The sequence below is a fragment of the Cutibacterium sp. LaCa_255 genome (assembly GCF_057458005.1).
In genome coordinates this window covers 1,944,883-1,969,551 of the sequence record NZ_CP190956.1, presented here as the reverse complement: position 1 = coordinate 1,969,551, position 24,669 = coordinate 1,944,883, and the positions used below count along the sequence as shown (strand labels likewise).

Here is a 24,669-nt window from a genome sequence, read left to right as displayed (position 1 = left end):
CGGTCATGCCTGATCTACCGCTGGCCCCTGAGGCACTCGACCTCTCACCGGCATTCCTGGAGGTGGCGGCCTGCCCGGCGTGCCACTCCCGGTTCGCGCTCGACTTCGACAGCGGGGAACTGGTCTGTTCCTCGCCGTCCTGCGGGCTGGCCTTCCTGGTGCGCGACGGTGTGCCTGATCTTCGCCTTGACGCCGCCCGTCAGAGCGGGGAGACGAGGGCCGCTGACGCGCAGGACACCGAGGCCTTCGAGCCCACCCGTCGTCATGAGCTGAGACCCCAGTGACCTTCGACGACTCACGTCTCGACGCGCCGCTCGACCCTCTGACCGAGGGGGTCTTGCGACATCTGGCAAGCACCGGTGCACGTGTCCGTCGCGACTCGGCCAACCTCGACGAGGTGCGTCGAACCGTCGGTGAATGGGGACAACCCAGGGGAGTTCTCGTCGTCGGTCCGGAAGCCCGTCTGGTGCGCTCAGTTCTGGAGCCGGTGTGCCCGGTCCCCCTCGTCGCGTGGCCGTTCCGTCGTCTACCGGCATGGGTGGGTCCCCTGGATCTCGTGGCCGTCCTCGACACCGATGGACGATGCGCGGCCCAGGTGGCAGAGGCGCGCCGTCGCGGTAGCGCCATCATCCTGGCCTCCACCGGGGACGGCGAATCCTGGCGAGCTGCCGGTAACCATGGCACTGCCCGCATCCAGATGATCTCCGAGGATCCCATCTCAGCCGCAGTTTCCGCGCTGGCAGTGCTGGGCGATCTGGGGCTCGGTCCTGCCGTCGATCCCGGCCAGGTCGCTCGGGTGGCAGACATGGTGGCTGAATCGGCCTCACCGCATCGCGATCTGGCGGTCAACCAGGCCAAGGACCTTGCCTGTGCCCTGGCTGACGCCGAACCTCTGACCTGGGGCGGATCGGTGCTGGCCGCACGCGCTTCTCGTCGCCTGGCTGAGTTGATGCGTCGGGCCACAGGCCGAATCGCGCTGTCGGCTGACGCCGCCGCGCTGCGTCCCATCATTGAATCCGCTCCCAGACGAGATCCCTTTTCCGATCCTGATCTCGATGGTGAATCGCGTCGACCGGTACTTGTCGTCATGGATGACGCCGAGGCCGAGCACGAGGTCACACGTCGGGAGTTGGAGCAACTTTGTGCCGTCCACGACGTGAGGGTGCGCAGCGTCACCCTGCCGTTGGGTATTGATGAGAGGTCCTCCTCGATGGACCGTTACGTTGCCCTCCTGCTGCAGGGAAGTTTCGCCACCGTTTATCTGGCCCTTGGGCTGGACCGCCTGGAGGAGATGTCATGAGTCAGTCCCACGTGGCTGGGGAGCCGGACGAGGCCGAGAAGCCGGAGGAGGAGGGCGGAGGCCGCAAGGCAATCATTGCCGCTGCCTCTGCCAACCTCGCGATCGCGGTGACGAAGGCCCTCGCATGGGCCCTGACCGGCGCATCCTCGATGCTTGCCGAGGCGATTCACTCGGTGGCCGACACCACCAACCAGGTCGTCCTCATGGTCGGAGGCAAAGCTGCCCACAAGAAGGCCGACGAGGACCATCCGTTCGGTTACGAGAGGGCCCGTTACCTGTCCGGCTACATCGTCGCCGTGGTCATCTTCAGCGTCGGTGGATTGTTCGCCCTGTACTCGTCGTACGAGAAGATCAGCGACACTCTCGCCGGTCAGCCTGACGAATTGCTCGACTCCCAGTGGTGGTGGGTGCCGCTGGTCGTGACCGTCATCTCGGCATGTGCTGAGGGAGCCAGCCTGCACACCGCTCTCAAGGAGAGCAAGCAAGATCGTGAGGGCATGACGATCCTGCAGTACATCCGCAAGGCCAAGGCCCCGGAGTTGCCGGTGGTCATGATGGAGGACTCGGCTGCCGTCCTCGGTTTGATCTTCGCGTTCCTCGGTGTCGGCCTCACCATCCTGACGCACAACCCGATCTTCGACGGTATCGGTTCGGCCTGTATTGGCGTCCTGCTGGTCGTCGTCGCAGCCATTCTCTCGCGAGAGATGAAGTCCCTGCTGGAAGGGGAGTCGGCAACTCCGGAGTCACGCAAGGCCATTCACGACGCGCTCGTGAGTGCTGACGGCGTTGACTCGGTCATCTACATGAAGACGGTCCACCTGGGTCCCGACACCATCCTGCTGGCTGCCAAGATCGCCGTCGATCCGGGCGACTCCGCACTCGAGGTGGCACGCATCATCGACAATGCGGAAGTGGCCGTACGTGTTGCGGAACCACTTGTCGGCCCGCTCTTCCTCGAACCTGACATTCGGTACGGCGATCGTCGCATTAGGGAGGATGAGAAGCGTCCGGAGGATCAGGTATGAGCAAGCCTGTCCTAGTGCTCAACGGCCCGAACCTGGGACGACTGGGTCGCCGTGAACCCCAGATCTATGGGGCGACGACTCACGCTGCCCTGGCGGCTCGGCTGATCGAGTACGGCCGCGAGCTCGGGCTCGACGTCGAGGTGCGTCAAACCGACTCCGAGGAGCGGATGATCGGGTGGATACATCAAGCTGCTGACGGTCGGATCCCGGTCGTCATCAATCCGGCTGCCTGGAGCCACTACAACATCGCGATTGCCGACGCCGTGGCCCAGTTGGAAGCTCCCTGCATCGAGGTGCACATCTCGAACATCGCGACCCGGGAGGAGTACCGCCATCACAGCGTGGTCTCGGCACACGTCACAGGGACGATCGCCGGACTCGGCCTCAAAGGTTACGAGTTGGCTCTCGCCTGGTTAGCGACGGTCTGACGCCGACGCGCTCTCTCCGACGTGACCGAACCTGTGTGACGATGGTGCTGGGGGACTCAGCGCTTCATCGACTCGAAGATCTCCTTGCACTCCGGGCAGACGGGGAATTTGTCCGGATTGCGGGAGGGCACCCACACCTTGCCGCACAGGGCGACGACAGGGGTCCCGTTGACCATGGCGTCGGTGAGCTTGGCCTTCGGGACGTAGTGGGAGAAGCGCTCGGCGTCACCGTCATCAAAGGATGGACGAGTCTTCTCCTCGACCGCCGTACTGGAACCTGGTGCCACCTGTGTGCTCATGGTGGACCAGTGTACGTGGCAGACATCATGCCTGACCATGGAGGACGACGAGTCCAGCTGGCAGCGGACGAAATTAGCATCATGGGCCCATCGTGGGAGAATGGACCGGTGACGAATGCGACTCCTCCCCCCATGGGCTGGTACCCCGACCCTGCCGGAAGTGATCAGGAGCGGTATTGGGACGGCGAACGATGGACCCGCAATCTGCGGAATCCGCCGGAACCCGAACCGCGTCATGTCACCGGCCATGTGCCTGAGGCGCTGGCCCCGGTCTCACGGGTACCGTCGTCCCCGCGTCAGACGACCGCTGCGCCGCGGCACGGAGAGGTAGCGCCGCCGCGCAACAAGTGGGGCACCACCGCTGACGGTGTGCCCCTGGCCGGGTGGTGGTGGCGAGCCTTGTCGACCGTCATCGATTTCGTCCTGGTGTGGGCCGTTGTCGGCATCACCATGCACGAGAAGATCGCCAGCATTATGGCCAGCTACCAGGCGTTCCTCGACGAATCGATGCGCAGGATCAGCGCGGGGGCGAGCCCGTCTGACGTCATCACCACGCAGTCGCTGAGTGATGCAGGGTTCGTCTACGACATGACGAATCTTGTTGGTGCCGTCATCATCGCCCAGGCGATTTACCAGTTCATCATGTTGGCGACCTGCGCCGGTTCGGTTGGCCAGCTTGTCTGCGGGCTGCGCGTCGTGGCCACTAATCAGGGCAAAGACCATCGCCGACTGGTGTGGTGGCGTGCCCTTGTCCGTGCCACGGCCTGGGCCTGTGTGGAGATTGGTAACCAGGTCATTGTGTTGTTGACTCCGTTCAGTTATCTCATGCCGCTGTGGCAGCGGTCTCGCCAGACCATTCACGACGCCATTGCCGGCACTCAGGTGGTTCGTCCGGTCCGCCAGCTCGACGCCGAGTGAGTTTCGTCTAGACGGGGCGACGATGTCGTCCCCACAATCCGTCCGCATTGATCCCGCCCCCACGCTGGGGCACCGAAAGGCCGTCATGTCCTTGACAGATCCCCACCTGACGACCCTGGCCGATCACTTCGGCATCGCTCGTGATTACCACGACTGGAAGGGCCAGTACATCGAGGTTGAGGAGGCGACCGTGATCGCCGTCCTTGCCGGGCTCGGGATCGATGCGTCGACCCCGGAGCTGGCCGAACAGGCATGCCAAGAGGTCGCCAACCGCACCTGGCGTCGTGTCCTGCCTGGAATCGTCGTGCTGCGCGAGGGGCAGGAAGGACGCGTCGACGTCCACGTCAATGCCGGGGAGTGGGTCGACGTTCACATCATCTGTGAGGACGGTCATCATCGTGGGTGTTGGCAGGTCGACAACTGGAACCCGGATCGCCGGGTCGAGGGACGCTGGATCGGTGAGGCCACCTTCGGCATCCCGGCTGACCTTCCGCTGGGTTACCACACCATCGTCGCGACGACGGCTGATCATCGCGCCACGTCGACCCTGGTGGTTTCCCCGAACTGGCTCGGTCTGCCGAGGTCAATGGGCTCGTCCCGGGTCTGGGGCCATGCGGTGCAGCTGTACTCCACGCGGTCTCGGGGGTCGTGGGGAATGGGCGATCTGGCGGATCTGGCGGATCTGTCCACCTGGGCGGCAACCCAGGGTGCGGACTACATGCTCGTCAACCCATTGCATGCCAGCCAGGTCGTCTCCCCGATCGAGCCCTCACCGTATCTGCCCTGCAGCCGTCTCTTCCTCAACCCGCTGTACGTGCGCCCTGAGATCATTCCTGAGTTCTCAGACCTCGACTCCTACGAGTGTTCCAAGGCCCGCTCCGCCCAGGCTCATGCGGCTGCGACCACTGAGACGATCGACCGTGACCGTTCCTGGGACTCCAAGCTGCCGGTCCTCGAGGCCGTCCACGCCCTCGGTCTGGAAGGGTCGCGGGAGCTGTCCTACCAGGCCTTCCGCAGGCTGCGCGGCACCCGTCTGGTCGATCTGGCCACCTGGTGTGCGCTGACCGAGGTCTACGGCAGCGACTGGCACGAATGGCCCGAAGGGTTCCAACGTCCCAGCAACCGAGCCGTCTCGGAGTTCGTGCGCGCTCACGAGGATCGCGTCGACTTCTTCATGTGGCTGCAGTGGATTGCTGACCAGCAGCTCTCGGCCGCCCAGTCGGCCGGACGTGACGCCGGGATGTCCCTGGGCCTCATCTGTGACATGGCCGTCGGCGTCTCGGGTGCCGGAGCAGATGCGTGGATGCTCGGTGAACTCTTTGCCGACGGTGTCTCCGTCGGCTCCCCGCCTGATGCCTTCAACCAGGCCGGTCAGGAGTGGGGTCAGCCGCCGATGCGTCCGGACATGTTGGCCGACATGGCCTACCTGCCCTTCCGTGAGATGGTGCGGGCGGCCCTGCGACATGCGGGCGGTATCCGTATCGACCACATCCTTGGCCTGTTCCGGCTGTGGTGGGTCCCAGCCGGTCTTGGCCCGTGCATGGGAACGTACATCCGGTACGACCATGAGGCCATGGTCGGTATCCTGGCCTTGGAGGCCTACCGTGCCGGCGCCCTCGTCGTGGGCGAGGACCTGGGCACCGTCGAGCCGTGGGTGCGCACGTATCTGCGTGAGCGGGGGATCATGGGTACTTCGGTGCTGTGGTTCGAGAATGGCGAGGACGGCCATCCGCTGGCTCCCGAGCAGTGGCGTGAGTACGCCATGAGTTCGGTGACCACTCATGACCTCCCGCCCACCACTGGCTACCTCGCTGGTGACCACGTCGAGGTGCGTAACGAGCTCGGACTGCTCACAGAGTCCTTGGAGCACGAGCGGGCCGAGGCAGCCCGTCAGACCGAGACCTGGATCGGCATCCTGCGGGCGCGTGGAGTGCTGGAGGGGGACGACCCCTCGGAGGAAGAGATCGTGTTGGCGATGCACCGCATGCTCACCCAGACGCCGGCTAAGGTCCTCAACGTCACCCTCACCGATGCCGTGGGGGATCGACGTACCCAGAACCTTCCTGGCACCACCAATGAGTACCCGAACTGGCGGGTGCCTCTCAGCCATCCGGACGGCTCGCCGATGTGGCTCGAGGAGGTCTTCACCGATGAGAGGGCCGCGCGACTGTCCGGGGTCATGAACGAGAAGTGATCGGCTGACTTTGGTCGTAGGAGATGTGAAACCGGGGTCCGACGCTTGATGGCATCGGACCCCGAATGCTTGATCACGGGTCAACAACCCGTGTCAGTCGCTCAGTCGGCAACGGCCTTCTTGAGGGTGCTGGAGGCCGAAATCTTGACAGCCTTGTGAGCGGGGATGGTCATGGACTCGCCGGTGCGGGGGTTGCGACCATTGCGAGCGGGACGCTCGACGGCCTCGGCGGTGAACAGACCGGGAAGCTGCACCTTCTCGCCCTGGGCCAGGGCACTGGTGATGACGTCGGTGAGAGCCTTGACGGCCTCGTTGGTCTGGGCCTCGGTGAGCGAGGCCTGCTTGGCGACGGCCTTGATGAGCTCGGACTTGGTCATGGGGTCTCCTCAGATGGACTGTGTGCGGTTTCCGGCTTCTTGCCGTTTCCCTACTCAAGGACATTAGCGGGTGTTGGTCTTCAGTCAAGCCCAGATGCGCTTTAACAGCGGGCTTTCCACCCATTTCGGGCCAGTGTTTACCCGGTTGTCACACTTCGAGTAGTTGGAGCGGCCGGTTGAGCCAGTGCCGGATTACTCAGGACAACGAGGCGCCGAGTACGGTATCAGCGCCGTCATTTCCCTGCTTCACCATGATGGTCGGAATGGCCTGGTCGCCGCGGGAGATACGTCGTCCGGAGATCGGCAGCTCGGCTATGGCAGCCTGGTGACGCTTACGTGCGGCTTCCAGAGGCTCACGGCCCACGACTTCGCCATTCACGACGAGGGGGACGATGAGGTTGCGGTCGTCAGCGTCGGCGGTCGGCTGCTGGCCCACCCTGACGACCTCGGCGGTGGCGGTACCACCTGAGCCGATGCGTCGCACCGCGTACTTGCGTCCTCCCACGGTGTTCTTGTGAGACGACTTCTTGGCCACCGGCAACAGCTCGGCGTCCGGAGCGTTCGAGATCGCGCGGGCGACCAGCTTGTAGACGAAGGAGCAGGTCGGCGCTCCCGAGCCTGTCACGAGGGAGGTTCCGACGCCGAAGCCATCGACGGGGGCGCCACGCAGGGCGGCGATCTGCCACTCGTCAAGGTCGCTGGTGACGATGACGCGGGTGTTGGTGGCACCGAGGTCATCGAGCAGATCGCGGACCTGGCGGGCGGCGATGGACAGGTCTCCGGAGTCGATGCGGACCGCGCCGAGGCGTCCTTCGGTGAGGCGGACGGCCGTGCGCACGGCGTTCTCGATGTTGTAGGTGTCGACCAGTAGGGTGGTCTTCTCTCCGTAGGCGGCCAGCTGGGCACGGAAGGCGTCCTCCTCGGTGTCGTGGAGAAGGGTGAAGGCGTGGGCGGCGGTGCCGGAGGTGGGGACGCCGTAGCGGATGCCGGCAGCGAGGTTCGAGGTCGGGCCGAATCCAGCGATCCAGGCGGCGCGAGCAGCGGCGACGGCGGATTCCTCATGGGTACGACGAGAGCCCATCTCGATGATGGAGCGGCCCTCGGCCATCATGACCATGCGGGAGGCCGCCGAGGCGATCGCGGAGTCATGGTTGTAGATGCTCAGCAGCAGGGTCTCGAGAACGCAGGCCTCGGCAAAGGTGCCCTCGACGGTGAGGAGCGGCGATCCTGGGAAGTAAAGATCGCCCTCAGCGTAACCATGGATGGATCCGGTGAAACGGTAGTTCGACAGCCACTCGGCCATGTGCGGGCCGACGACCCCGGTCTTCTCCAGGAAGGAGACTTCTTCGTCGGTGAAGTGGAAGTCCTCCACCGCGTCGAGGACACGCCCAGTGCCGGCGACGACGCCGTAGCGGCGGCCCTCGGGGAGACGACGTGGGAACAATTCGAAGACGCAGCGGCGGTCAGCGGTTCCCGATGCCATGGCAGCCTCGACCATGGTCAGCTCGTAATGGTCGGTGAACATTGCGGTCGACATGGGCCACAGTTTAGGGGGATGGGACGCCCTCGTCGGTGGGGTTGTGTGTCCTCTCCTGGTGACAGAATGGACACATGTCTGCAGCCACCGTGGAACCCATTGCACGGACCGACCGTCTCACCGATGAGGAATCGACGTGGACGACGGTCGTCTGGGACGATCCGGTGAACCTCATGGACTACGTGACGATGGTGTTCATGAGGTATTTCGGCTATCCCCGCGAGAAGGCCGAGCAGCTCATGATCCAGGTCCACAACCATGGCCGGGCCACAGTGGCTGAGGGGTCAAAGGAAGAGATGGAGATCGCAGTGCACGCCATGCACGGCTACGGACTGCAGGCCTCGGTCGAAAAGGGCGGACGGGAATGAGGATCGAGGGCACCCGGGATCGGTGGGTCTGGTACTTGGAGCGTCGCGAGACCATCGGCATCGAGATCGCCCTGGGCCACTACGTCGAGGCCTTGTCGCGGTTACGCACCGCTCCGGCCCATCGCACCTCGGGCGGAGATCCGTTCGTCTTCTGGGAGAGCCAGTTCTCCGGTCCCCAGGAGGACGACGAGGTACGTCGCGCCATCCTGCCGAGCGCCTATCGCGACGACGACGCTGCCGACGCCCAGTTCCATGCCAGCCATGACGCCGAGGAGGTCGCCGCGCGTTGGGGAGATGCCCAGGCATTGCGGACTGATCTGGAGACCGTGCACCGAACTGGCCGTATCTCCATGAATCCGGAGACGACGCAGCGGTGGCTTCGTACTGTCAATGTGCTGCGGGGGATGATGGCGGCCAGGTTGGGTATCACTGACCAGATCACCGCTGAGGAGGTCGCCCGGGTCGCCCGGGAGGAGCTGGAGGCCGAGGAGGAGTGCGTTTACGAGTGGCTCGGCTTCGTCGTTGAGGTACTCGTCGAGGTGGAGCTGTCAGAGTAGAGGTCACATCTCTCGGACACTCACCGGCTCGCGCAACCTCAGGCTGAGCTGGCGTTCCAACCTCTGGTGCAAGGTGATGACAGCTGCCGGACAACCCCGGCAGGCACCTTTCATGGCCACGTCGACAGTGCGCTGCCCGCAGTGGAGCGTGACGTCGACCAACTCGATCGACCCACCGTGCATGGCGGCCACTGCACCGACGGGTCCGGCGATGAGCTCGTCGGCACACCGTCTCAAGGTCTCGACCTCGTCAAGGGCCTGGGCCCCAGGACCGCCGATCCAGTCGTCAGTTCGCTCGAGGGCCATCGTCAGGGCCGTGCGGAAGCCGGCGCCGATGCGTCCCCAGCTGTCGTCGAGGACGGTGGCGATGACGGCGCCAACCGTCACCTCGACGCGCACCCGGCCCAGAAACCCATCGAGACCTGGAGCGCTCACCAACTCTCCGGCGAAGGGCAGGCTCACCCCAGACACCACCCAGCGCAGGGTCGCGGGGTCAGCCGTTGTCTCCGGATGGACTGCCATGGACGGACGCGATGCGAGCTTCATCAGATCACCAGGTTCGTCACGAGACGACCGATGAAGGCCATGATCCACGCCAGCGCGAACATGTATCCGAAGGCGACCGCCGGCCACTTCCAGCCCCCGGTCTCCCGTTTCATGATCGCGATCGTCGACATGCACTGCAAGGCATAGGCGAAGAAGAGGATGAGGGCGACGATGGTCGCCGGGGTGAAGACCTTTTCGCCCTCGTGCTCACCGTGTGTCCACGTCCAGCGGTCCAGCTGCTGGGCAACCTCGGCATCGTCCTCTGGGTCGGTGGCTGAAGCCATCTGGCCCAGGGTGGAGACGGCCACCTCTCGAGCAGCCAGTGATCCGATGAGGGAGACGTCAATGCGCCAGTCGAATCCCAGCGGTTCAAAGACCGGCTCGACGGCCTTGCCGACACCAGCGGCGATGGAGTGGTCCATGGTGTAGGCCGCCACGGCGACGTCATCGCGCGGATCGACACCTGCCTTCGACAGTGCGGCGTCAGACCGCATCGGGAAGGTTGTCAGCGCCCAGATGACGATGGTCGCCAGCATGATGATGGTTCCGGCCTTGCGCAGGAACGCCTTGGTGGGCTCCCACATCGCGATGCCCACCGAGCGCAGTGTGGGAATCCGGTAGGGAGGCATCTCCATGTAGAAGGGCAGCAGGACCCCGGACCGGTCGGTGATCTTCTTGACAACCCACGCCGCCGTCATCGCCGAGACCGCACCGAGCAGGTAGAGCAGGAACATCGCCACCCCCCGTCCGGAGAAGGGGCCTGCGCGGGTGGCGTCGGGGATGAGCATTCCGACCAGCAGCACGTAGACGGGTAGTCGGGCCGAGCAGGTAGCCAGCGGGACGCCGAGCATCGTGGCGATCCTGTCCTTGGCCGAGGGAATGGTCCTTGTGGCCATGATGCCAGGTATGGCGCAGGCGAAGGAGGATAGCATGGCCACGAAGGCTCGCCCCTCCAGCCCGGCACGGCTCATCACCTTGTCCATAAGGAATGCCGCCCGTGACATGTAGCCCACCGCATCAAGTAGCGCCAGCAACAGGTACATCAACAGGATCTGGGGGACGAAGGTCAGCACTGCGCCGACACCGCCGATGATGCCGTCGCCCAGCAAACCGGCAAGGATTGGATTGGAGACGTGGGTGTTGACCGATTCACCGAGCCAGCCAAAGAAGCCGTCGAGGGCGTCCTGGAGGGGTGCCGCCCAGGTGAACAGCGCCTGGAAGAACAGGAACATCACGAGGAAGAAGACGATCGTTCCCCACACCGGATGCAGCAAGACCTTGTCAATGCGCTCGGTACGAGAGTCAGGCTGGGGATCCTGGTAACCGACGCTGGCCAGGATCGAGTCGACCCAGCCGGCCAGTTCCTCGGCCGCGGTGGGTGGCGGAATGGGAGGACGGCTCCAAGTCTGCCACTCGCTGATGAGGTGACGTAGTTCCCCGATGCCGATGCCACGGTTGGCGACCACGGAGACCACTGGTACGCCCAGTGCCTGGGACAAGGCTGCGGTGTCGAGGCTGCCGCCGCGGCGTCGCAACTCGTCAGCCATGGTGACGACGACCGCTGTGGGGAGGTCTCGCTCCAGGGTTTCTGCGAGTAGCAGCAGAGATCGGCGCAGGGCCGTCGCATCGGCGACGACGAGGACGGCGTCAGGGGCCGGAATTCCCTCGATCGCCCCGTCCAGGGCTTCGGCGACGACGGCCTCGTCGGGGGAGATGGGGGTCAGGGAATACGTGCCGGGGAGATCCTCGATGCCGTACTCGCTGCCGCCGATCTGGCACACACCGGTGATGCGGGAGACGGTGACGCCGGGGTAGTTGCCAGTCTTGGCGTGCAGGCCGGTGAGGTGGTTGAAGATGGACGTCTTGCCACCATTGGGGGAGCCCACCAGGTCCAGTTTGGGTGAGCCCTTTGCCGGCGCTGCTGTCGGAACGGCATGGCAGGATGTTGCGGTGGGTGTGGGCATCAGGAAACCTCGGATCGGCGCAAATCGGGTTGCGCAAGGTGAAGGTGGAAGGTCACGCGGCGGCAGCGGTGACGCACTGTTGAGCGGCTGGCTGTGACTGGGGTATCGGACGGACCATGATCATGTTCGCCTGGGCGCGGCGCAGGCACATCTGGACGTCGCAGACGTGAAAGACCATGGGGCCGCCGAAGGGCGCCTGGCGAATTTTGGTGATCTCGCGGCCGCGCCCAAAACCGAGCATGTGGAGACGGTGACAGATATGATCCGCGCAGTCGACGGCGATGTCCTCGATGGTTGCGCCTTGCCCGATCGGTAATGAACTGAGCGGTACGACGACCGAGTTGTTCGCGATGTTGCCGTTCATGGACCCCGTCATCCTGATCCCCCTTGATGTCCTTGGCGGCGTCGGAATCCCCAACGCACCCTCAGAGAATAGCCAAGCCTTACCTCAATGTCATCACCGGGGGCGAGTTTTCGTCAGGCGAGCGTCGTGAAAACCTCCGGGGTGGTCACCTGGTGACAATCGCGCGGTAGTGTGTCGAGCCGTGACCGAGCCTGATTCCGACGTTGTCGACTCACCGATCGGCATCTTCGACTCTGGATTCGGAGGGCTGACGGTGGCCCGATCCGTCGTCGACCTCATGCCCAACGAGGACATCATCTATCTGGGCGACACGGCCCGCGCACCCTATGGCGAGAAGACGATTGCCGAGGTGCGTCGCTACGCCCTGCAGTGCCTCGATCGGCTCGTCGCCCACGGCGTGAAAGCCCTGCTCATCGCCTGTAACACGGCGTCATCAGCAGTGTTGAGGGATGCCAGAGAGCGCTATGACGTCCCGGTCATTGACGTCATCATGCCGGCTGCTCGCCGAGCCAGTTCGGCCACCCGGAACGGTCGCATCGGCGTCATCTGTACCGAGGCCACGGCTCGCTCCCTGTCCTACGAGGACGCGCTGGCGGCGGTGCCTGGCATCACCCTGACGACCCAGGCCTGTCCGAAATTCGTCCCCTACGTCGAGGAGGGAATCACCAGCGGACGGGAGTTGGAAGCCATCGCGCGGGATTACCTGGAGCCGATCCGGGAGGCCGGTTGCGACACCCTCATCCTGGGCTGTACCCACTACCCGCTGCTGGCGGGGCTTATTTCCTATGTCCTGGGCGACGACGTCACCCTCATCTCCTCCTCCCACCAGTGTGCGCGGGCTTCCTATTCCTTGATGGCTGACTCGGGGTTGCTGCACTCCGAGCCGCGCGAGTCCATCCGCTACTTCCTGACGACGGGCAATGCAGAGCGCTTCGAGAGATTGGGACGGCGGCTCATGGAGGGTTTCGTCCACGACGTGCAGTCGGTGCACGATGACCGGCATCCTCTCGGGGACCGTGCGGTCGTGCGCGACTGAGCGACGCCGCTGAGTGACCTGGGGAGCGTACCGTGTCGTAGCCCTGATTCGTGTCAGCCCCTCCCACTACCCTTGGCAGCGTGAGTGAGACTTCTCGAATTGATGGACGCCGCCTGGACCAGTTGCGGGACGTCAGGATCGAACGCGGCTGGTTGACCCAGGCCGAGGGATCGGTGTTGGTGAGTTTCGGACGCACCACTGTGCTGTGCAATGCCTCGGTCACCGAAGGGGTGCCGCGCTGGCGCAAGGGATCCGGGCTCGGCTGGGTGACCGCTGAGTACGAGATGCTGCCTCGTGCCACCAATGAGCGCTCCGGCCGTGAGTCCCGCAAGGGCAAGATCGGCGGGCGTACCCACGAGATCTCCCGTCTGGTCGGACGGTCTCTGCGCGCTGTCGTCGACGACAAGGCGCTGGGAGAGAACACCATCATCCTCGACTGTGACGTGCTGCAGGCCGACGGAGGTACGCGCACTGCCTCCATCACCGGTGCCTACGTCGCCCTCGTCGACGCCGTCAACTGGCTGCGTGAGCGTGGCGGCCTCGTCGGGGACCCCATCACAGGTTCGGTGCAGGCCATCTCGGTCGGCGTCGTCGGTGGCACCCCGATGCTCGACCTGGCCTACGAGGAGGATTCCCGGGCCGACACCGACATGAACGTCGTCATGAGCGGCGACGGGGACTTCGTCGAGATCCAGGGGACCGCAGAGGGAGCCCCCTTCAACCGTGGCCTCCTCAATGAGCTGCTCGATCTGGCTGCCGGCGGCTGCGCCTCGCTCAAGGCTGCACAGTCCGAGGCCCTCGGGGTGACCCTGTGAGCAGGGTTGTGCTGGCGTCCAACAACGCCAAGAAGCTGGTCGAGTTGCGTCGTACTTTCGAGGCAGCCGGTACTGACGTCGACATCGTCGGTCTGGCGGAGGTCAGCGATGCCCCGGCTCCCGAGGAGACCGGCACCACCTTCGTCGAGAACGCCCTCATCAAGGCCCGAGCTGCTGCCCGTGACACCGGTCTGCCAGCTCTCGCCGATGATTCGGGTCTCGAGGTGGACGCCCTCAACCGGATGCCCGGGATCCGTTCCGCGCGCTGGTCGGGACGCGAGGCGACTGACGTGCGTAACCTCCAGTTGCTGCTCGACCAAACCTTCGACCTTCCCCACGAGCGTCGTCGTGGCCGGTTCGTGTGCGCGATGGCCTTCGTGGACCCTGATGGCACCGAGATCGCCAAGGTCGCCACGATGGAGGGGAGGATCATCTCCGAGGCTCGCGGGGAGAACGGGTTTGGTTACGACCCGATGTTCGTTCCCGATGCCCAGCCGGGTGACCTCACCAGCGCTGAGATGGCCGATGACGTTAAGGACGCCATCAGCCATCGTGGGCAGGCCGTTCGTGCCATCGTCCCGGCAGTCGTCGCTCATCTGGAAGGTTGCTGACGTGCAGATCTACCTTGACCTGTTGCGACGGATCCTCGACGAGGGCGTGCGTCGTGAGGACCGTACCGGTACCGGGACCCTGAGTGTCTTCGGCCATCAGATGGCCTTCGACCTGCGTGAGGGGTTCCCGCTGGTGACGACGAAGAAGATCTACACCCGCAGTGTGTTCGGGGAGCTGTTGTGGTTCCTGCGCGGGGACACCAATATCGGCTGGCTGCACGAGAACAACATCCACATCTGGGATGAATGGGCCGACGAGAATGGCGACCTGGGACCGGTTTACGGTCACCAGTGGCGTTCCTGGCCCGACGCCGACGGCGGCACGATCGACCAGATCGCCAAGGTCATCGAGCAGATCCGCGCTAATCCGTGGTCGCGTCGTCACATCGTCTCGGCGTGGAATGTGGCCGAGGTCGACGAGATGGCCTTGCCGCCCTGTCACACTTTGTTCCAGTTCTATGTCACCCCTGACGAGAACGGGGATCCGGAATGGCTGAGCTGCCAGCTGTACCAGCGCTCCGGTGACACCTTCCTCGGTGTGCCGTTCAACATTGCGTCCTACGCACTGCTCACCCGTCTGGTGGCATCGGTGACAGGATTGAAGCCGCTGAAGTTCGTCCACACCTTGGGTGACGCCCACCTCTACCTCAATCACCTCGATCAGGTGCACGAGCAGCTCGAGCGTGAGCCGCGACAGCTTCCTCAGCTGACCGTCAATCCGGAGATTCGTGACATCGACGGGTTCGAGCTGTCGGACATCACCTTGACCGGGTACGACCCCTGTCCGGCCCTTCCCGCCCCGATCGCCGTCTGAGCACGGCCGGATTGCAGGATTCGAAGTACCAGGAGGGATGATGAAGGTCGTCGCCATCGCCGCGGTCGCCGACAACGGCGTCATTGGGTCCGGTCAGGACATGCTCTGGCACATCAGCGAGGACTTCCGCCGCTTCAAGAGGGTGACGATGGGCCACACCCTGGTGTTCGGGCGGCGTACCTTTGACCAGATCGGCAAGCTCCCGGGACGGCGTCACATCATCTGCACTCGTGACCAGCAGTGGTCTGCCGATGGCGTCGACGTCGCAGCCAGCCCGCGTGAAGCCATCGGGATGGCTCGTGACGCTGGCGAGGAGATTTGCTTCATTGCCGGGGGAGGGCAGATCTACGCTGATGCCCTCGACCTGTGCGACGAGCTCGACATCACCGAGGTCCACCAGAGACCGGAGGGTTCGGCACGATTCCCCCGCATCGATCGGCGGGTGTGGGGCGAGATCCGACGTGAGCCCCGCGACGGGTTCGACTTCGTCGGGTATCGGCGCCGGGCATGAGATCGACGGCGTCGATCCTCCACCTGGACATGGATGCCTTCTTTGCCTCGGTGGAGCAACGGGACAAGCCCTCCCTGGTCGGCAAGGCCGTCATCGTCGGTGGGGTCGGCGGTAGGGGAGTCGTGGCGACGGCCTCCTACGAGGCCCGTAAATTCGGCGTCCACTCCGCTATGGCAGGGTCACAGGCTCGACGTCTGGCTCCCCATGCCGCCTTTCTCTCGGGACGATTCCAGGCATACCGGGAGTCCTCCAAGGTCGTCATGGCAACCCTGCGAGAACTGTCGCCCCTCGTCGAGCCGCTGAGCCTTGACGAGGCCTTCGTCGATCTGGAGTCGGGAGGGATCGACGTCGAGGATCTTGACGCGCTGCACCAAGTCGCCGCCGATCTCCGTGCCCGAGTCTTCGAGCGCACCGAGGGATTGAGTTGCTCGGTGGGGATCGGCTCGAGCAAGTTCATGGCCAAGGTTGCCTCCGAGATGGCCAAGCCGAAGCGCGGTCACAGTGACCAGGTCGCCCTCGTCGTCCCCGGGACCGAGGGCGACACCATTGCTCCCCTACCAGTGCGGGCGATTCCCGGAGTCGGACCAGTCACTGCGGAAAGGCTGGAGAAGCTCGGCCTGCGCACCATCGCTGATGTCCGTGCTGCTCGGGAGTCGGAGCTCGTCCATGAATTGGGCCATGCGTCGGGGACGAGCCTTGTCGCCTTGTCACGGGCCTGGGATGACCGCCCGGTGGTCGCGAGCCGGATCGCCAAGTCGATCTCGGTCGAGGACACCTTCGAGCACGATCTCACCAATCGTGAGGAGTGTCGCCATATCGTCGAGCGCCATGCCGTCCTGGTGTGCGGGCGACTCAAGAAGTCCGGGCATTTCGCCCGCACCGTCACTCTCAAGGCCAAGATGGCGGACTTCCAGGTGTGGTCACGGTCGGTGACCCTGACTGGCGCCACTGACTCGCCCGAGAGGATTACCCATCTGGCGGTGCGGATGCTCGATTCCCTCGACCTGCGTGAGGGGGTTCGGTTGCTGGGAGTTGGCGTCTCCAATTTCACGACCTCAGCCCAGGAAGAACTCTTCATCGTCGACGACGACGGACATCTGCTCGATGAACCCGAGGTGACCGAGGATGTCACGCCTGTCCAACCCGGGCCCTTCGGCCGGCGGCGATCCTTCGACGGCAGGCGTTGGCCGCCGGGCGCCGACGTGGTTCACGATGAGTACGGTCGGGGCTGGGTATGGGGATCGGGGCACGGAATTGTCACCTGCCGCTTTGAACATCGTGGCAGTGAGATTGGTCGGGTGAAGTCAGTCAGCCAGGATGACGAGGCCCTGCATCCGGCCCATCCGCTGCCGCTGGCATGGCAGCCGCCCCGGGAGGAGACGGCCTCGGAGTGAAGCCGCCCTGATCCCGTGGAATGGTTGGAAGGCTCACACCATGAGGGCGAGAACCGCCGCCATGAGGATCGGCCCGAGCCACACCCGTCCTGTCGCCCGATGGAGTGCGCGGTGAAACAACGGGATGACGATCAACGCCGGTAGCAGGGACCAGAGGGTCATGACCTGCATCCACTTGGTCCTCCAGAAGACCGTTCCGGTTGAGAAGAGGGTCGTGTACTGGATGACGAGAATCACCGTCAGGCTGACGGGGGCGGCCAGACCGAGGAGGATTCCGCTGCGTCGGCAGCTGTCGGACGGCGCTGCGACGAGTAGGGAATTCGCCGGCAGGAAGAGGAAGAGCACCGGCACCACCGTCAAGGCCGTCAGGAACCCGTGTGATGTCAGTGGTCGTATCGCGAGGATGAAGAGTCGATAGTCAACGTGGAAGAACCCGTGGACGATCCCCAGGATGACGTGAAAAACCGTCATGGCAACCAGGGCGAGGGCAATGGTGCGCACGGTTTGGGGCCATGACATCCGTACTCCGGACGCGCCTGCCTGGCCATGACGCAAAAGGATCCAGGCGATCACCAGTCCGAGGACGCCGTTGACGACGAGCCACAGCGCGATCGGCATAGAAACATAGGTCACTGCGGCCACGGCGGCCTGCAAGACGAGAGCTCCCCAGAACACCGCGGTACTGGGTGCCGACGTGGTGGGGGAGAGCTCGCTACGAGCCCCCGAGAACCAGGGAATCGTCAACAGCAACTTCGTCAACGGGACGAGCATGACCAGGGCCGCGATGAGGGAGAGGCCGTTGAAGAGTTCCTTGAGCCACCAGGTCTGGTTGGTGGTGCTCATCTGGTGCGGAGCGCCAATCGTGTCGTCGAAGAACTGGATCATCGACCCTATGGCACTGGGGGTCAGCGGCTGGAAGGGGTGGATGGTGTGGTCGTTGTATGCCACGCGGTAGGTTCGATCGGCAGCTGACCCATAGCCTTTTCCGATGACCACATGATTGACGTGCTGTGACTTCGGCAGGCCCGAGTTGATGACCGCGATGGCTTCCGGGGCATTGCGCAGGTCGCCGTTGTGGTTCTTGTTGCGGTAGCCGCCCTCGTCGTGGAGGGCATACCCCAGGCCGACATTGGAATGGATGTTCGTGAACTTGTCAGCGTCCAGATGGCGCAACCACCCTGCGATGTAGACAGCGTGAATAGGGTTGAGTTTCTCGGCCGTCCTCCGTGGTGATCGTGGTGCCACCGGGGGAGTCAGGAGTCTTGGCCTTCTCCAGGGCCTTGCTCTCCTTGGCGCCGTATATCGCGGCGGTCCTCCGGACCCGGGACCCGCCAGCCGAGTGTCCGATGATGCCGACCCTGGACGTGTCGACATAATTCAGGGTGTGAGTTCGGGTGGCGTAGTCGATGACTAGCTTGATGGCAGGGGCCTTGCTGTGGGCAGGCTGCTTGCTGGAATTCCCCTGGTTGTAGGGGCCAACCGTGATGGTGACGAATCCGCGGCGGGCCAAACTCCAAGGCGTAGGACACCACCGTCTCCTTGGTCTGGTTGAATTCTGGGGTGACGACGACGAGCGGTGCTCGATGCTCGGCAGTGGCGGTGTCGGGGCGGTAGAGATCGGCGCTGACCCTGGATCCATCCGTCCCTGGGATCACCAGTCCTTGGACGCTGATGTGGCCTCCTCCGGTCTGGACGGTGCTGGCGCTAACCGCGCCCACGATGACCAGAAGCAGACAGGTGAGCAGGTGCATCGTGCTGGAGGTCGTCGTGTCGTGGTTTCGGCTGGCATGGGTGCTCCTGATCAGTGAGTGCGTGGGTCATCTGGACCGAAAGCATCATCGGCACAGGCTAAAACCAAGTGACGCTAGGGATTGTAGAACGCCATCGCACCAGTCTCAATGAGGGCCGATCGTCCCTCCAAGGTTGTGGAACTGGAGGGCATTCGTCGTGATGTCAGGCTGGATTTTGCGGCGGGCCTCGGTTGCTCCCGGCTTGGGCCCGACAAGTTCGATCTTGAGTGGGCGTCCATCAGGAGTGATGATCTGCTGCCTGGTTGCACTAGGCGTCTCGTCGATGAACCATCCGAAGACTTCGAGCGGACCGTAGGACAGCGTTACGACGACAGTCCCCCCGAGCCGCCACAGAGCCTCCTTCAAGGAGTCCGTGATTGAGGAGTCCTTGCTCAAGTCCACCATAGAGACGATGAATCCGGCGATAAGGAGCAGGATCAGCCACAGCCAGTTCATGCCAGCCGTGACCATGAGACTCGCGCCAAACCAGAAGGTCGGCCCGGAACGGCCCCGACATACGTCATGGGTTGCCATTCCCAGCGCACCAACGAACGCGAGGGTAACACCCATCCAGCCCCATGGAGTGCCGCTAGCGAGAACAGTGTCCACAGAGTTCAACCAGCCGTCGGGGATGACGAGAGCCTCCAACCAGCCGTGCAGGGTGTCGAGTGGTCGCACGTGGGTGAAGATCGCGAACACAGAGAGGACTCCGACGAAGGAGCCCAGAATCGAGTAGAGAGAATCGAGGACTCCGTCACGAAGCCAAGAGAAAATTTTTTCCAGCATGAGATGGTCTCCTAGGGCGGGTTAGTGGTCCAAGTGGCCGCATTGGGGCCAGAAACCGGAATGTCGGTGGTTAGTTCGGGCTTCTGTGGTGGGATTTTGTTGACACTTCAATGTTGTCGTACAACATCTGTATTGCCATCATTTTTACTGAGAGTGCCGTGAAACACGGGTTTACTGAACGTGCCGCTATCTCTGTGATCACGAACGCCATGTTTACAAAGACATCATTTGACACGTCGCGGGTCCCCGGGGGTTGCGCCGCATCCATATGTCGGACCGGCTCAGTCTGGCCTGACTATCGAGGTCATGGTTTTACCGGCGGCCCCATGCACATTGGTGATCTTTCATGTCATGCAGTTGCGGCCGAAGCGCCGAGTGCTTATGGGCCAGGAGGGATGACTATGACTGACAATCTTGATGGACGGCTGGCGGCTTGGGCTGAATCGGATGCGTCTATCAGTGCACCAGACCAGACTTGCCACGGTGAGGCTGCTGCCGCTGCTGGTCGTCGCGCGATCAGCTGGGCTGGACGGCCCAACACTGGTGAACGCCATGCCACCCGGCAAGGCAGCTCGCCACGCCGCCAGCTCCGTCTGGATGCTAGGACGAGCGCGCGTTTCGATGTCATGGCGGCTGAGACCGGGCGCAGCCCCTCCGGCATCAGGCGCACTGCCCTTGTTGATTACCTCGATGCCGCAAATTGACATTGTTTGCATTCCGGTCGTTTTTAGGATGAGGCCATGGATGACCTAGTCGGGATGACAGTATTTGGCAGTCACCATTCGAAGATTGGTGGGCTTCGGAACCAGAACCCGCCGCAGCGGAAGGAATGTCTTATGACCGAGGTTGAGGCCCAGGGCTGGGAGGGGAGTCCCGGCGAGATGGCAGGGCTGACTCAGCTAGCCCGGATCGCATGGGAAGAGTGGGAGGAGTACGCTCCGACCGCGTTCAGCATGATCAAGGATCCCAGGACGTTCTTTTCGAGCTTGGGGGAGCGGGCTCAGGAAGAGGAGACCCGGCTGGCGGCGGCGATGCAGGGTCCGGACAAGCCAGGGGAATCGACGATCGCCAAAGCCGGACGGATTCAGCAGGCGATGAACGCCGCTCGCGAGCAAGTGATCGTCGGAATGTGTCGGCCCCCGGCGGATCTGATGGAGGACAACAGCGACGAGCTGCTCGACGACCCGGAGTGGGTGAAGACCTGGGTGAAGGGAGTCGATTACTACCTCCTTCCGTGGGTCGAGGAGGAACCCGACCCGGAGGAGGACGAGGAGATGTACGAGCTGTACTGGCTACTGATCTCCCGGAAGTACGAAGCGCAGGAGAGGATGGCCAACAAGCAGAAGGAGCACGAGAAGCTCGTGGTCCGTTGCAGGGAGTTCCTGGGCGACGACGCGATTCCGATTGGTTTCGAGTGAGCGAACCACCTGCCACAGCGGGGGAAGCGGATCTCACAGCCGCACCACGCGCCGTACGGTACGGAGATGGGCCGGGGGTTGCTCCCCGGCCCATCGTCGTCATGTCAGCCTGACAAGGTTTTTCGTCAGAATTCGCCGGTCAGAACATCGGGATGTACGCCACGGATCCGCCCAAGGCCATGAGGGCGAAGATCGTGGTGGTGACAATCGGTCCGAGCCACACCCTGCCCGTGGCGTGGTAGAAGGCCCGATTGAACAGCGGCAGCACCACCATCATGGGGAGCAGGGACTGCAGCATGTTGACGTAGAGCCAGTTCGTCGTCCAGAACACCGTCCCGGTCGAGAAGAAGGTGACGTACTGGATGACGAAGATGGCCGCCAAGCCGATGGAATTGGCCAGCGCAATGATGAGCCAGTTGACCCAGCGGCGTTGGTTGTTGAATCGCATTGAGGTGTTGACTCGCAACGAGTTCGAGAAGAAGAACAGGAACAGGGCGGGCACGTAGGCCAGTCCGATGAGGAACCAGCGCTTCGTCAGGGGGCGGGCAGCCACCACGAAGAGTCGATAGTCAACATGGAAGAAGCCGTAGACGGCGGCCAGGATCGTGTAGAAGATGACAATGACGAACAGGGCCAGCGCCAAGGTGCGTCCGGTCTGGGCCCAGTTCATCCGAACTCCCCAGCTCTTGGCCTCCTCGACACCGTGCTTCTTCGAGATGGAGTGACTGATCCACAGCAGGATGAGCCCCAGCAATCCGTTGACGAGGGACCACAGCACGACCCCGTTGACCATCCGACCGGGGAAGAACCAGCCGTTCTGTTTGTTGGCGGCAGCCGAGAAGATGTGCTGGCTGGCCACGGACAACGGGATGAAGGTCACGCACGCCACGGCGGCCGAGATGACGAAGATCGTCCAGAACATCACGGCTCCCCTGCCCTTGGGCTTCGGCGGGGCAGGCGGTACCTCGGTCCTGGCTCCGGCGAACCACGGGATCGTCAACAGCAACTTCGTCAACGGGACGAGCATGACCAGGGCCGCGATGAGGGAGAGGCCGTTGAAGAGTTCCTTGAGCCACCAGGTCTGGTTGGTGGTGCTCATCTGGTGCGGAGCGCCAATCGTGTCGTCGAAGAACTGGATCATCGACCCTATGGCACTGGGGGTCAGCGGCTGGAAGGGGTGGATGGTGTGGTCGTTGTATGCCACGCGGTAGGTTCGATCGGCAGCTGACCCATAGCCTTTTCCGATGACCACATGATTGACGTGCTGTGACTTCGGCAGGCCCGAGTTGATGACCGCGATGGCTTCCGGGGCATTGCGCAGGTCGCCGTTGTGGTTCTTGTTGCGGTAGCCGCCCTCGTCGTACAGGGCGTATCCAATACCGACATTGGACCGAACGTTCTTGAACTTCTTGGCGTTCAGCTTTTGCAACCAGCCGGAGATGAACACTGAACGAATCGGGTTGAGCTTCTCGGCCTTCTCTCGCTCCTCCTTCGTGATCGTGGTGCCACCGGGGGAGTCTGGAGACTTCGCCTTCTTGAGGGCCTTGACCTCCTTGGCGCCGTATTCGGCAGCCATGCGACGCACCTGGGAACCGCCAGCAGAGTGGCCGGTGATACCGATCTTGGTCTTGTCGACGTAGTTGAGGGTGTCGGTTCGCGAGACGTAATCAATGGCCGGCTGGATGCTGGGGTCATCACTGTGAGGAGGTTGGGACGTCGATTCGCCTTGGTTGTAGGGGTCGACAACAAGGGTGACGTATCCCCGTCGTGCCAGCTCCAAGGAGTAGGAGATCTGGGTTTCCTTGGTGCGCTGGAACCCTGGCGTCACGATGATGAGAGGGGCCTTGCGCTCTGCTGTTGCGGTGTCGGGTCGGAAAAGATCGGCACTGGCCACTGCTCCGTCCTTGCCGGGGATCATGAGGCCTTGGACACTGATGTGGCCGCCGCCAGTCTGGACGAGGCTTGATCCGACAGCTCCAACCACGATGAGTAGGAGGCAGATAAGGACATGTACCGCTGATCGTGATCGTCGCATCGCGGTTGCTGAGTGCATCATTGCTCCTTGTTGTTGGTTCCCGTGGGCACGGACTGCACAGGAGGCGGCAGTGCCATCGAAAGAGGCGTCGCCAGCTGAGGCAATGTTAGTATTTTTTCTATCAACGTCGATGACGTAGTTAAGTTTTCATAACGGTGATGGGTTGACGAAGGAGTCATCATGACAGCTGTGCTGGCGGTGTGTGCACTGCTCGTGACGGTTGCGGCCGGTTGGTTGCTGGTCAAGAAGTACAAGCCAGTGCTGGTTTTGCTTGGAGCCGGACTGTTGCTGCTGCTCATCAGGGTGATTCTCAGGCCTTCGGTTCCGCTGCTGGAAGGCAAGGAGAGTTCTGGCAGCGTCTGGTTCGACATCGTCGGGATGATTGAATCCATCGCGAAGGATCAGCTCACTGGCGTTGGGCTCATCATCATGGCTGCCGGTGGTTTCTCGGCATACATGAATCGGGTTGGGGCCACGGAAGCGCTTGTTCGACTCGTCATCACCCCGATCACCAAGCTGAAGCAGCCCTACCTCATCCTCGTGCTGGCCTACGTTATTGGCCAGCTCTTGTTCATGGTCATTCCGAGCGCCGCCGGTCTGGCCATGCTGCTGGTCGTCGTCATGATGCCAATCATCGTTGCGGCTGGTGTGAGCCCGGCGGCCGGTGCCGCCGTCATTGCGACGACGAGTGCCATGCCCATCGGACCGGCCACCGGAACCGAGATCCTGGCCGCCCACACGGTCGGTCTCTCTCCTGCGGTGTACTTCGTCAAGCATCAGCTGCCCGTGGCAATTCCGACAATCATCGCGGTTGCCATCACCCATTTCTTCGTCCAGCGCCGTCTGGATCGCAAGGGTGAGGACGAGGCCGGAGAACCCAGTGATGAGCACAAGTCCTCGGGCCGTGTGGCGCCGACGTGGTACGCCCTCTTCCTGCTCCTGCCGATCATCCTGTTGGTCGTCTTCAGCCCGCTGGTCGTCAAGGCCATCCAGCTCTCGACAGTGTCGGCCTTCCTGCTGGTGTGGGTGCTCGCCGTCATCGTCGAGCTCATTCGTAACCATGACCGTTCTGCGGTGCTGACTGACGCGAACACCATGTTCGTCGGCATGGGCAACATGTTCGCCAAGGTGGTGTCCCTCATCATCACGGCGCAGCTCTTCGCCGAGGGCCTCAAGCAGGCTGGCGTCATCAAGTTGCTCGTCAGTGGAGCCGAGGGGATCGGTATGCCGTTGTGGGGAATGGCGATTCTGTTCACCCTGGTCGTCGGTCTGGTGACCTTCCTGACGGGTTCTGGCGTCGGGTCCTTCACGTCCTTCGCATCGCTGGCCCCCGGTATCGCCAGCGGTTTGTCAGGCAACGCGACGAACCTCGTGACGCCGATGCAGTTCGCCGGTGGCTTGTTCCGCTCGGTGTCGCCCATCTCGGGTGTGGTCATCACGGTGGCCGGAGCCGCCGGGATCTCCCCGATGGCCGTCGTGAGGCGGACTGCGCTCCCGACGCTCGTCGGTTTCATCGTCATGATGGCCTCGAGTCTCATCCTCATCTGATCCACGGGTAGTATTCATGGCTGCTGAGGCCGCG

The 24,669-nt window shown here is 63.3% G+C and carries 25 protein-coding genes and 1 pseudogene; 17 read left to right on the top strand and 9 right to left on the bottom strand.

Going from position 1 to position 24,669, the window contains the following annotated elements; genetic code table 11:
* Positions 1–5: 5 nt before the first annotated feature.
* From ACP8ML_RS08945 to aroQ, 4 genes are read left to right on the top strand one after another with little or no spacing between them, the layout of a single operon-like run.
* Entirely contained in the window at positions 6–284 is a 279-nt protein-coding gene (locus ACP8ML_RS08945; protein ID WP_117189692.1) for a Trm112 family protein, read from the top strand.
* Positions 281–1,300 carry a phosphoheptose isomerase family protein gene (locus tag ACP8ML_RS08940; RefSeq protein ID WP_117189672.1) on the top strand — a complete coding sequence of 340 codons (1,020 nt, stop codon included), beginning with the start codon at positions 281–283 and terminating at the stop codon, positions 1,298–1,300. The genes ACP8ML_RS08945 and ACP8ML_RS08940 overlap by 4 nt, the downstream gene beginning before the upstream one ends.
* Positions 1,297–2,325: a cation diffusion facilitator family transporter gene (locus ACP8ML_RS08935; RefSeq protein WP_117189673.1), complete on the top strand. Its 1,029-nt coding sequence runs from the start codon at positions 1,297–1,299 to the stop codon at positions 2,323–2,325. The genes ACP8ML_RS08940 and ACP8ML_RS08935 overlap by 4 nt, the downstream gene beginning before the upstream one ends.
* Entirely contained in the window at positions 2,322–2,753 is a 432-nt protein-coding gene (gene aroQ / locus ACP8ML_RS08930) for a type II 3-dehydroquinate dehydratase (protein WP_117189674.1), read from the top strand. The genes ACP8ML_RS08935 and aroQ overlap by 4 nt, the downstream gene beginning before the upstream one ends.
* 56 nt (positions 2,754–2,809) lie before the next feature.
* Here aroQ and ACP8ML_RS08925 read toward each other — a convergent pair whose 3' ends face one another.
* The gene (locus tag ACP8ML_RS08925) at positions 2,810–3,052 is read right to left on the bottom strand and encodes a DUF3039 domain-containing protein (protein ID WP_004808857.1); all 243 of its coding nucleotides are present in this window, start codon (positions 3,050–3,052) and stop codon (positions 2,810–2,812) included.
* 108 nt (positions 3,053–3,160) lie between these two features.
* On the opposite strand from ACP8ML_RS08925, the gene ACP8ML_RS08920 reads away from it, so the two are divergent.
* Both ACP8ML_RS08920 and malQ read left to right on the top strand, forming a co-directional pair.
* Positions 3,161–3,970: an RDD family protein gene (locus ACP8ML_RS08920; protein WP_117189693.1), complete on the top strand. Its 810-nt coding sequence runs from the start codon at positions 3,161–3,163 to the stop codon at positions 3,968–3,970.
* 85 nt (positions 3,971–4,055) lie between these two features.
* Positions 4,056–6,164: a 4-alpha-glucanotransferase gene (malQ, locus tag ACP8ML_RS08915; protein WP_117189694.1), complete on the top strand. Its 2,109-nt coding sequence runs from the start codon at positions 4,056–4,058 to the stop codon at positions 6,162–6,164.
* A 101-nt stretch (positions 6,165–6,265) separates the two neighbouring features.
* Here the strand turns inward: malQ and ACP8ML_RS08910 are convergent, their stop codons facing one another.
* Both ACP8ML_RS08910 and ACP8ML_RS08905 read right to left on the bottom strand, forming a co-directional pair.
* Positions 6,266–6,541 (bottom strand): HU family DNA-binding protein, encoded by a 276-nt coding sequence (locus ACP8ML_RS08910; protein ID WP_065673780.1) that lies wholly within the window; start codon positions 6,539–6,541, stop codon positions 6,266–6,268.
* 196 nt (positions 6,542–6,737) lie between these two features.
* Entirely contained in the window at positions 6,738–8,078 is a 1,341-nt protein-coding gene (locus ACP8ML_RS08905; RefSeq protein ID WP_117189675.1) for a nicotinate phosphoribosyltransferase, read from the bottom strand.
* Between the two features lie 74 nt (positions 8,079–8,152).
* On the opposite strand from ACP8ML_RS08905, the gene clpS reads away from it, so the two are divergent.
* Together clpS and ACP8ML_RS08895 are read left to right on the top strand one after the other, a co-directional pair.
* The gene (gene clpS, locus ACP8ML_RS08900; protein WP_004808852.1) at positions 8,153–8,446 is read left to right on the top strand and encodes an ATP-dependent Clp protease adapter ClpS; all 294 of its coding nucleotides are present in this window, start codon (positions 8,153–8,155) and stop codon (positions 8,444–8,446) included.
* Positions 8,443–9,003 (top strand): DUF2017 family protein, encoded by a 561-nt coding sequence (locus ACP8ML_RS08895; RefSeq protein WP_065673778.1) that lies wholly within the window; start codon positions 8,443–8,445, stop codon positions 9,001–9,003. The genes clpS and ACP8ML_RS08895 overlap by 4 nt, the downstream gene beginning before the upstream one ends.
* Positions 9,004–9,006: 3 nt before the next feature.
* On the opposite strand, the gene ACP8ML_RS08890 is transcribed toward ACP8ML_RS08895, so the two are convergent.
* The 3 genes from ACP8ML_RS08890 to ACP8ML_RS08880 all read right to left on the bottom strand — a co-directional run bounded on the left by ACP8ML_RS08890 (position 9,007) and on the right by ACP8ML_RS08880 (position 11,877).
* A complete protein-coding gene (locus ACP8ML_RS08890) occupies positions 9,007–9,549 on the bottom strand; it encodes a NifU family protein (RefSeq protein ID WP_065673777.1) in 543 nt (180 codons plus the stop codon).
* The gene (gene feoB, locus ACP8ML_RS08885) at positions 9,549–11,435 is read right to left on the bottom strand and encodes a ferrous iron transporter B (protein WP_117189676.1); all 1,887 of its coding nucleotides are present in this window, start codon (positions 11,433–11,435) and stop codon (positions 9,549–9,551) included. Before feoB ends, ACP8ML_RS08890 begins: the two co-directional genes overlap by 1 nt.
* Positions 11,436–11,565: 130 nt before the next feature.
* Entirely contained in the window at positions 11,566–11,877 is a 312-nt protein-coding gene (locus tag ACP8ML_RS08880) for a FeoA family protein (protein WP_065673775.1), read from the bottom strand.
* A 181-nt stretch (positions 11,878–12,058) separates the two neighbouring features.
* Between ACP8ML_RS08880 and murI the strand changes: the two genes are divergently transcribed.
* The 6 genes from murI to ACP8ML_RS08850 are packed head-to-tail and all read left to right on the top strand — an operon-like array spanning position 12,059 to position 17,058.
* Entirely contained in the window at positions 12,059–12,913 is an 855-nt protein-coding gene (gene murI, locus ACP8ML_RS08875; RefSeq protein ID WP_065673774.1) for a glutamate racemase, read from the top strand.
* A 50-nt stretch (positions 12,914–12,963) separates the two neighbouring features.
* Complete coding sequence (gene rph / locus ACP8ML_RS08870) at positions 12,964–13,728, top strand: ribonuclease PH (RefSeq protein WP_171048659.1); 765 nt, start codon at positions 12,964–12,966, stop codon at positions 13,726–13,728.
* The gene (rdgB, locus tag ACP8ML_RS08865; RefSeq protein WP_117189678.1) at positions 13,725–14,339 is read left to right on the top strand and encodes an RdgB/HAM1 family non-canonical purine NTP pyrophosphatase; all 615 of its coding nucleotides are present in this window, start codon (positions 13,725–13,727) and stop codon (positions 14,337–14,339) included. The genes rph and rdgB overlap by 4 nt, the downstream gene beginning before the upstream one ends.
* Before the next feature lies 1 nt (position 14,340).
* Positions 14,341–15,153 carry a thymidylate synthase gene (locus tag ACP8ML_RS08860; RefSeq protein WP_065673771.1) on the top strand — a complete coding sequence of 271 codons (813 nt, stop codon included), beginning with the start codon at positions 14,341–14,343 and terminating at the stop codon, positions 15,151–15,153.
* Between the two features lie 40 nt (positions 15,154–15,193).
* Positions 15,194–15,664, top strand: a complete 471-nt coding sequence (locus ACP8ML_RS08855; RefSeq protein WP_117189679.1) for a dihydrofolate reductase — start codon at positions 15,194–15,196, stop codon at positions 15,662–15,664.
* Complete coding sequence (locus ACP8ML_RS08850) at positions 15,661–17,058, top strand: DNA polymerase IV (RefSeq protein WP_117189680.1); 1,398 nt, start codon at positions 15,661–15,663, stop codon at positions 17,056–17,058. Before ACP8ML_RS08855 ends, ACP8ML_RS08850 begins: the two co-directional genes overlap by 4 nt.
* A gap of 33 nt (positions 17,059–17,091) precedes the next feature.
* Here ACP8ML_RS08850 and ACP8ML_RS08845 read toward each other — a convergent pair.
* Together ACP8ML_RS08845 and ACP8ML_RS08840 are read right to left on the bottom strand one after the other, a co-directional pair.
* A pseudogene (locus tag ACP8ML_RS08845) lies at positions 17,092–18,809 on the bottom strand (alpha/beta hydrolase).
* Positions 18,810–18,953: 144 nt separating this feature from the next.
* Positions 18,954–19,634, bottom strand: a complete 681-nt coding sequence (locus ACP8ML_RS08840; protein WP_117189833.1) for a hypothetical protein — start codon at positions 19,632–19,634, stop codon at positions 18,954–18,956.
* Between the two features lie 401 nt (positions 19,635–20,035).
* Here ACP8ML_RS08840 and ACP8ML_RS08835 point away from each other — a divergent pair, with 401 nt between their 5' ends.
* Together ACP8ML_RS08835 and ACP8ML_RS08830 are read left to right on the top strand one after the other, a co-directional pair.
* On the top strand, positions 20,036–20,338 hold the full coding sequence (locus ACP8ML_RS08835) for a ribbon-helix-helix domain-containing protein (protein WP_117189834.1): 303 nt from the start codon (positions 20,036–20,038) through the stop codon (positions 20,336–20,338).
* Positions 20,339–20,470: 132 nt separating this feature from the next.
* On the top strand, positions 20,471–21,052 hold the full coding sequence (locus tag ACP8ML_RS08830) for a hypothetical protein (protein WP_147318449.1): 582 nt from the start codon (positions 20,471–20,473) through the stop codon (positions 21,050–21,052).
* Between the two features lie 139 nt (positions 21,053–21,191).
* Here the strand turns inward: ACP8ML_RS08830 and ACP8ML_RS08825 are convergent, their stop codons facing one another.
* The gene (locus ACP8ML_RS08825) at positions 21,192–23,105 is read right to left on the bottom strand and encodes an alpha/beta hydrolase (protein WP_270237467.1); all 1,914 of its coding nucleotides are present in this window, start codon (positions 23,103–23,105) and stop codon (positions 21,192–21,194) included.
* A gap of 162 nt (positions 23,106–23,267) precedes the next feature.
* On the opposite strand from ACP8ML_RS08825, the gene dcuC reads away from it, so the two are divergent.
* Positions 23,268–24,635, top strand: a complete 1,368-nt coding sequence (gene dcuC / locus ACP8ML_RS08820) for a C4-dicarboxylate transporter DcuC (RefSeq protein WP_117189682.1) — start codon at positions 23,268–23,270, stop codon at positions 24,633–24,635.
* Positions 24,636–24,669 lie beyond the last annotated feature (34 nt).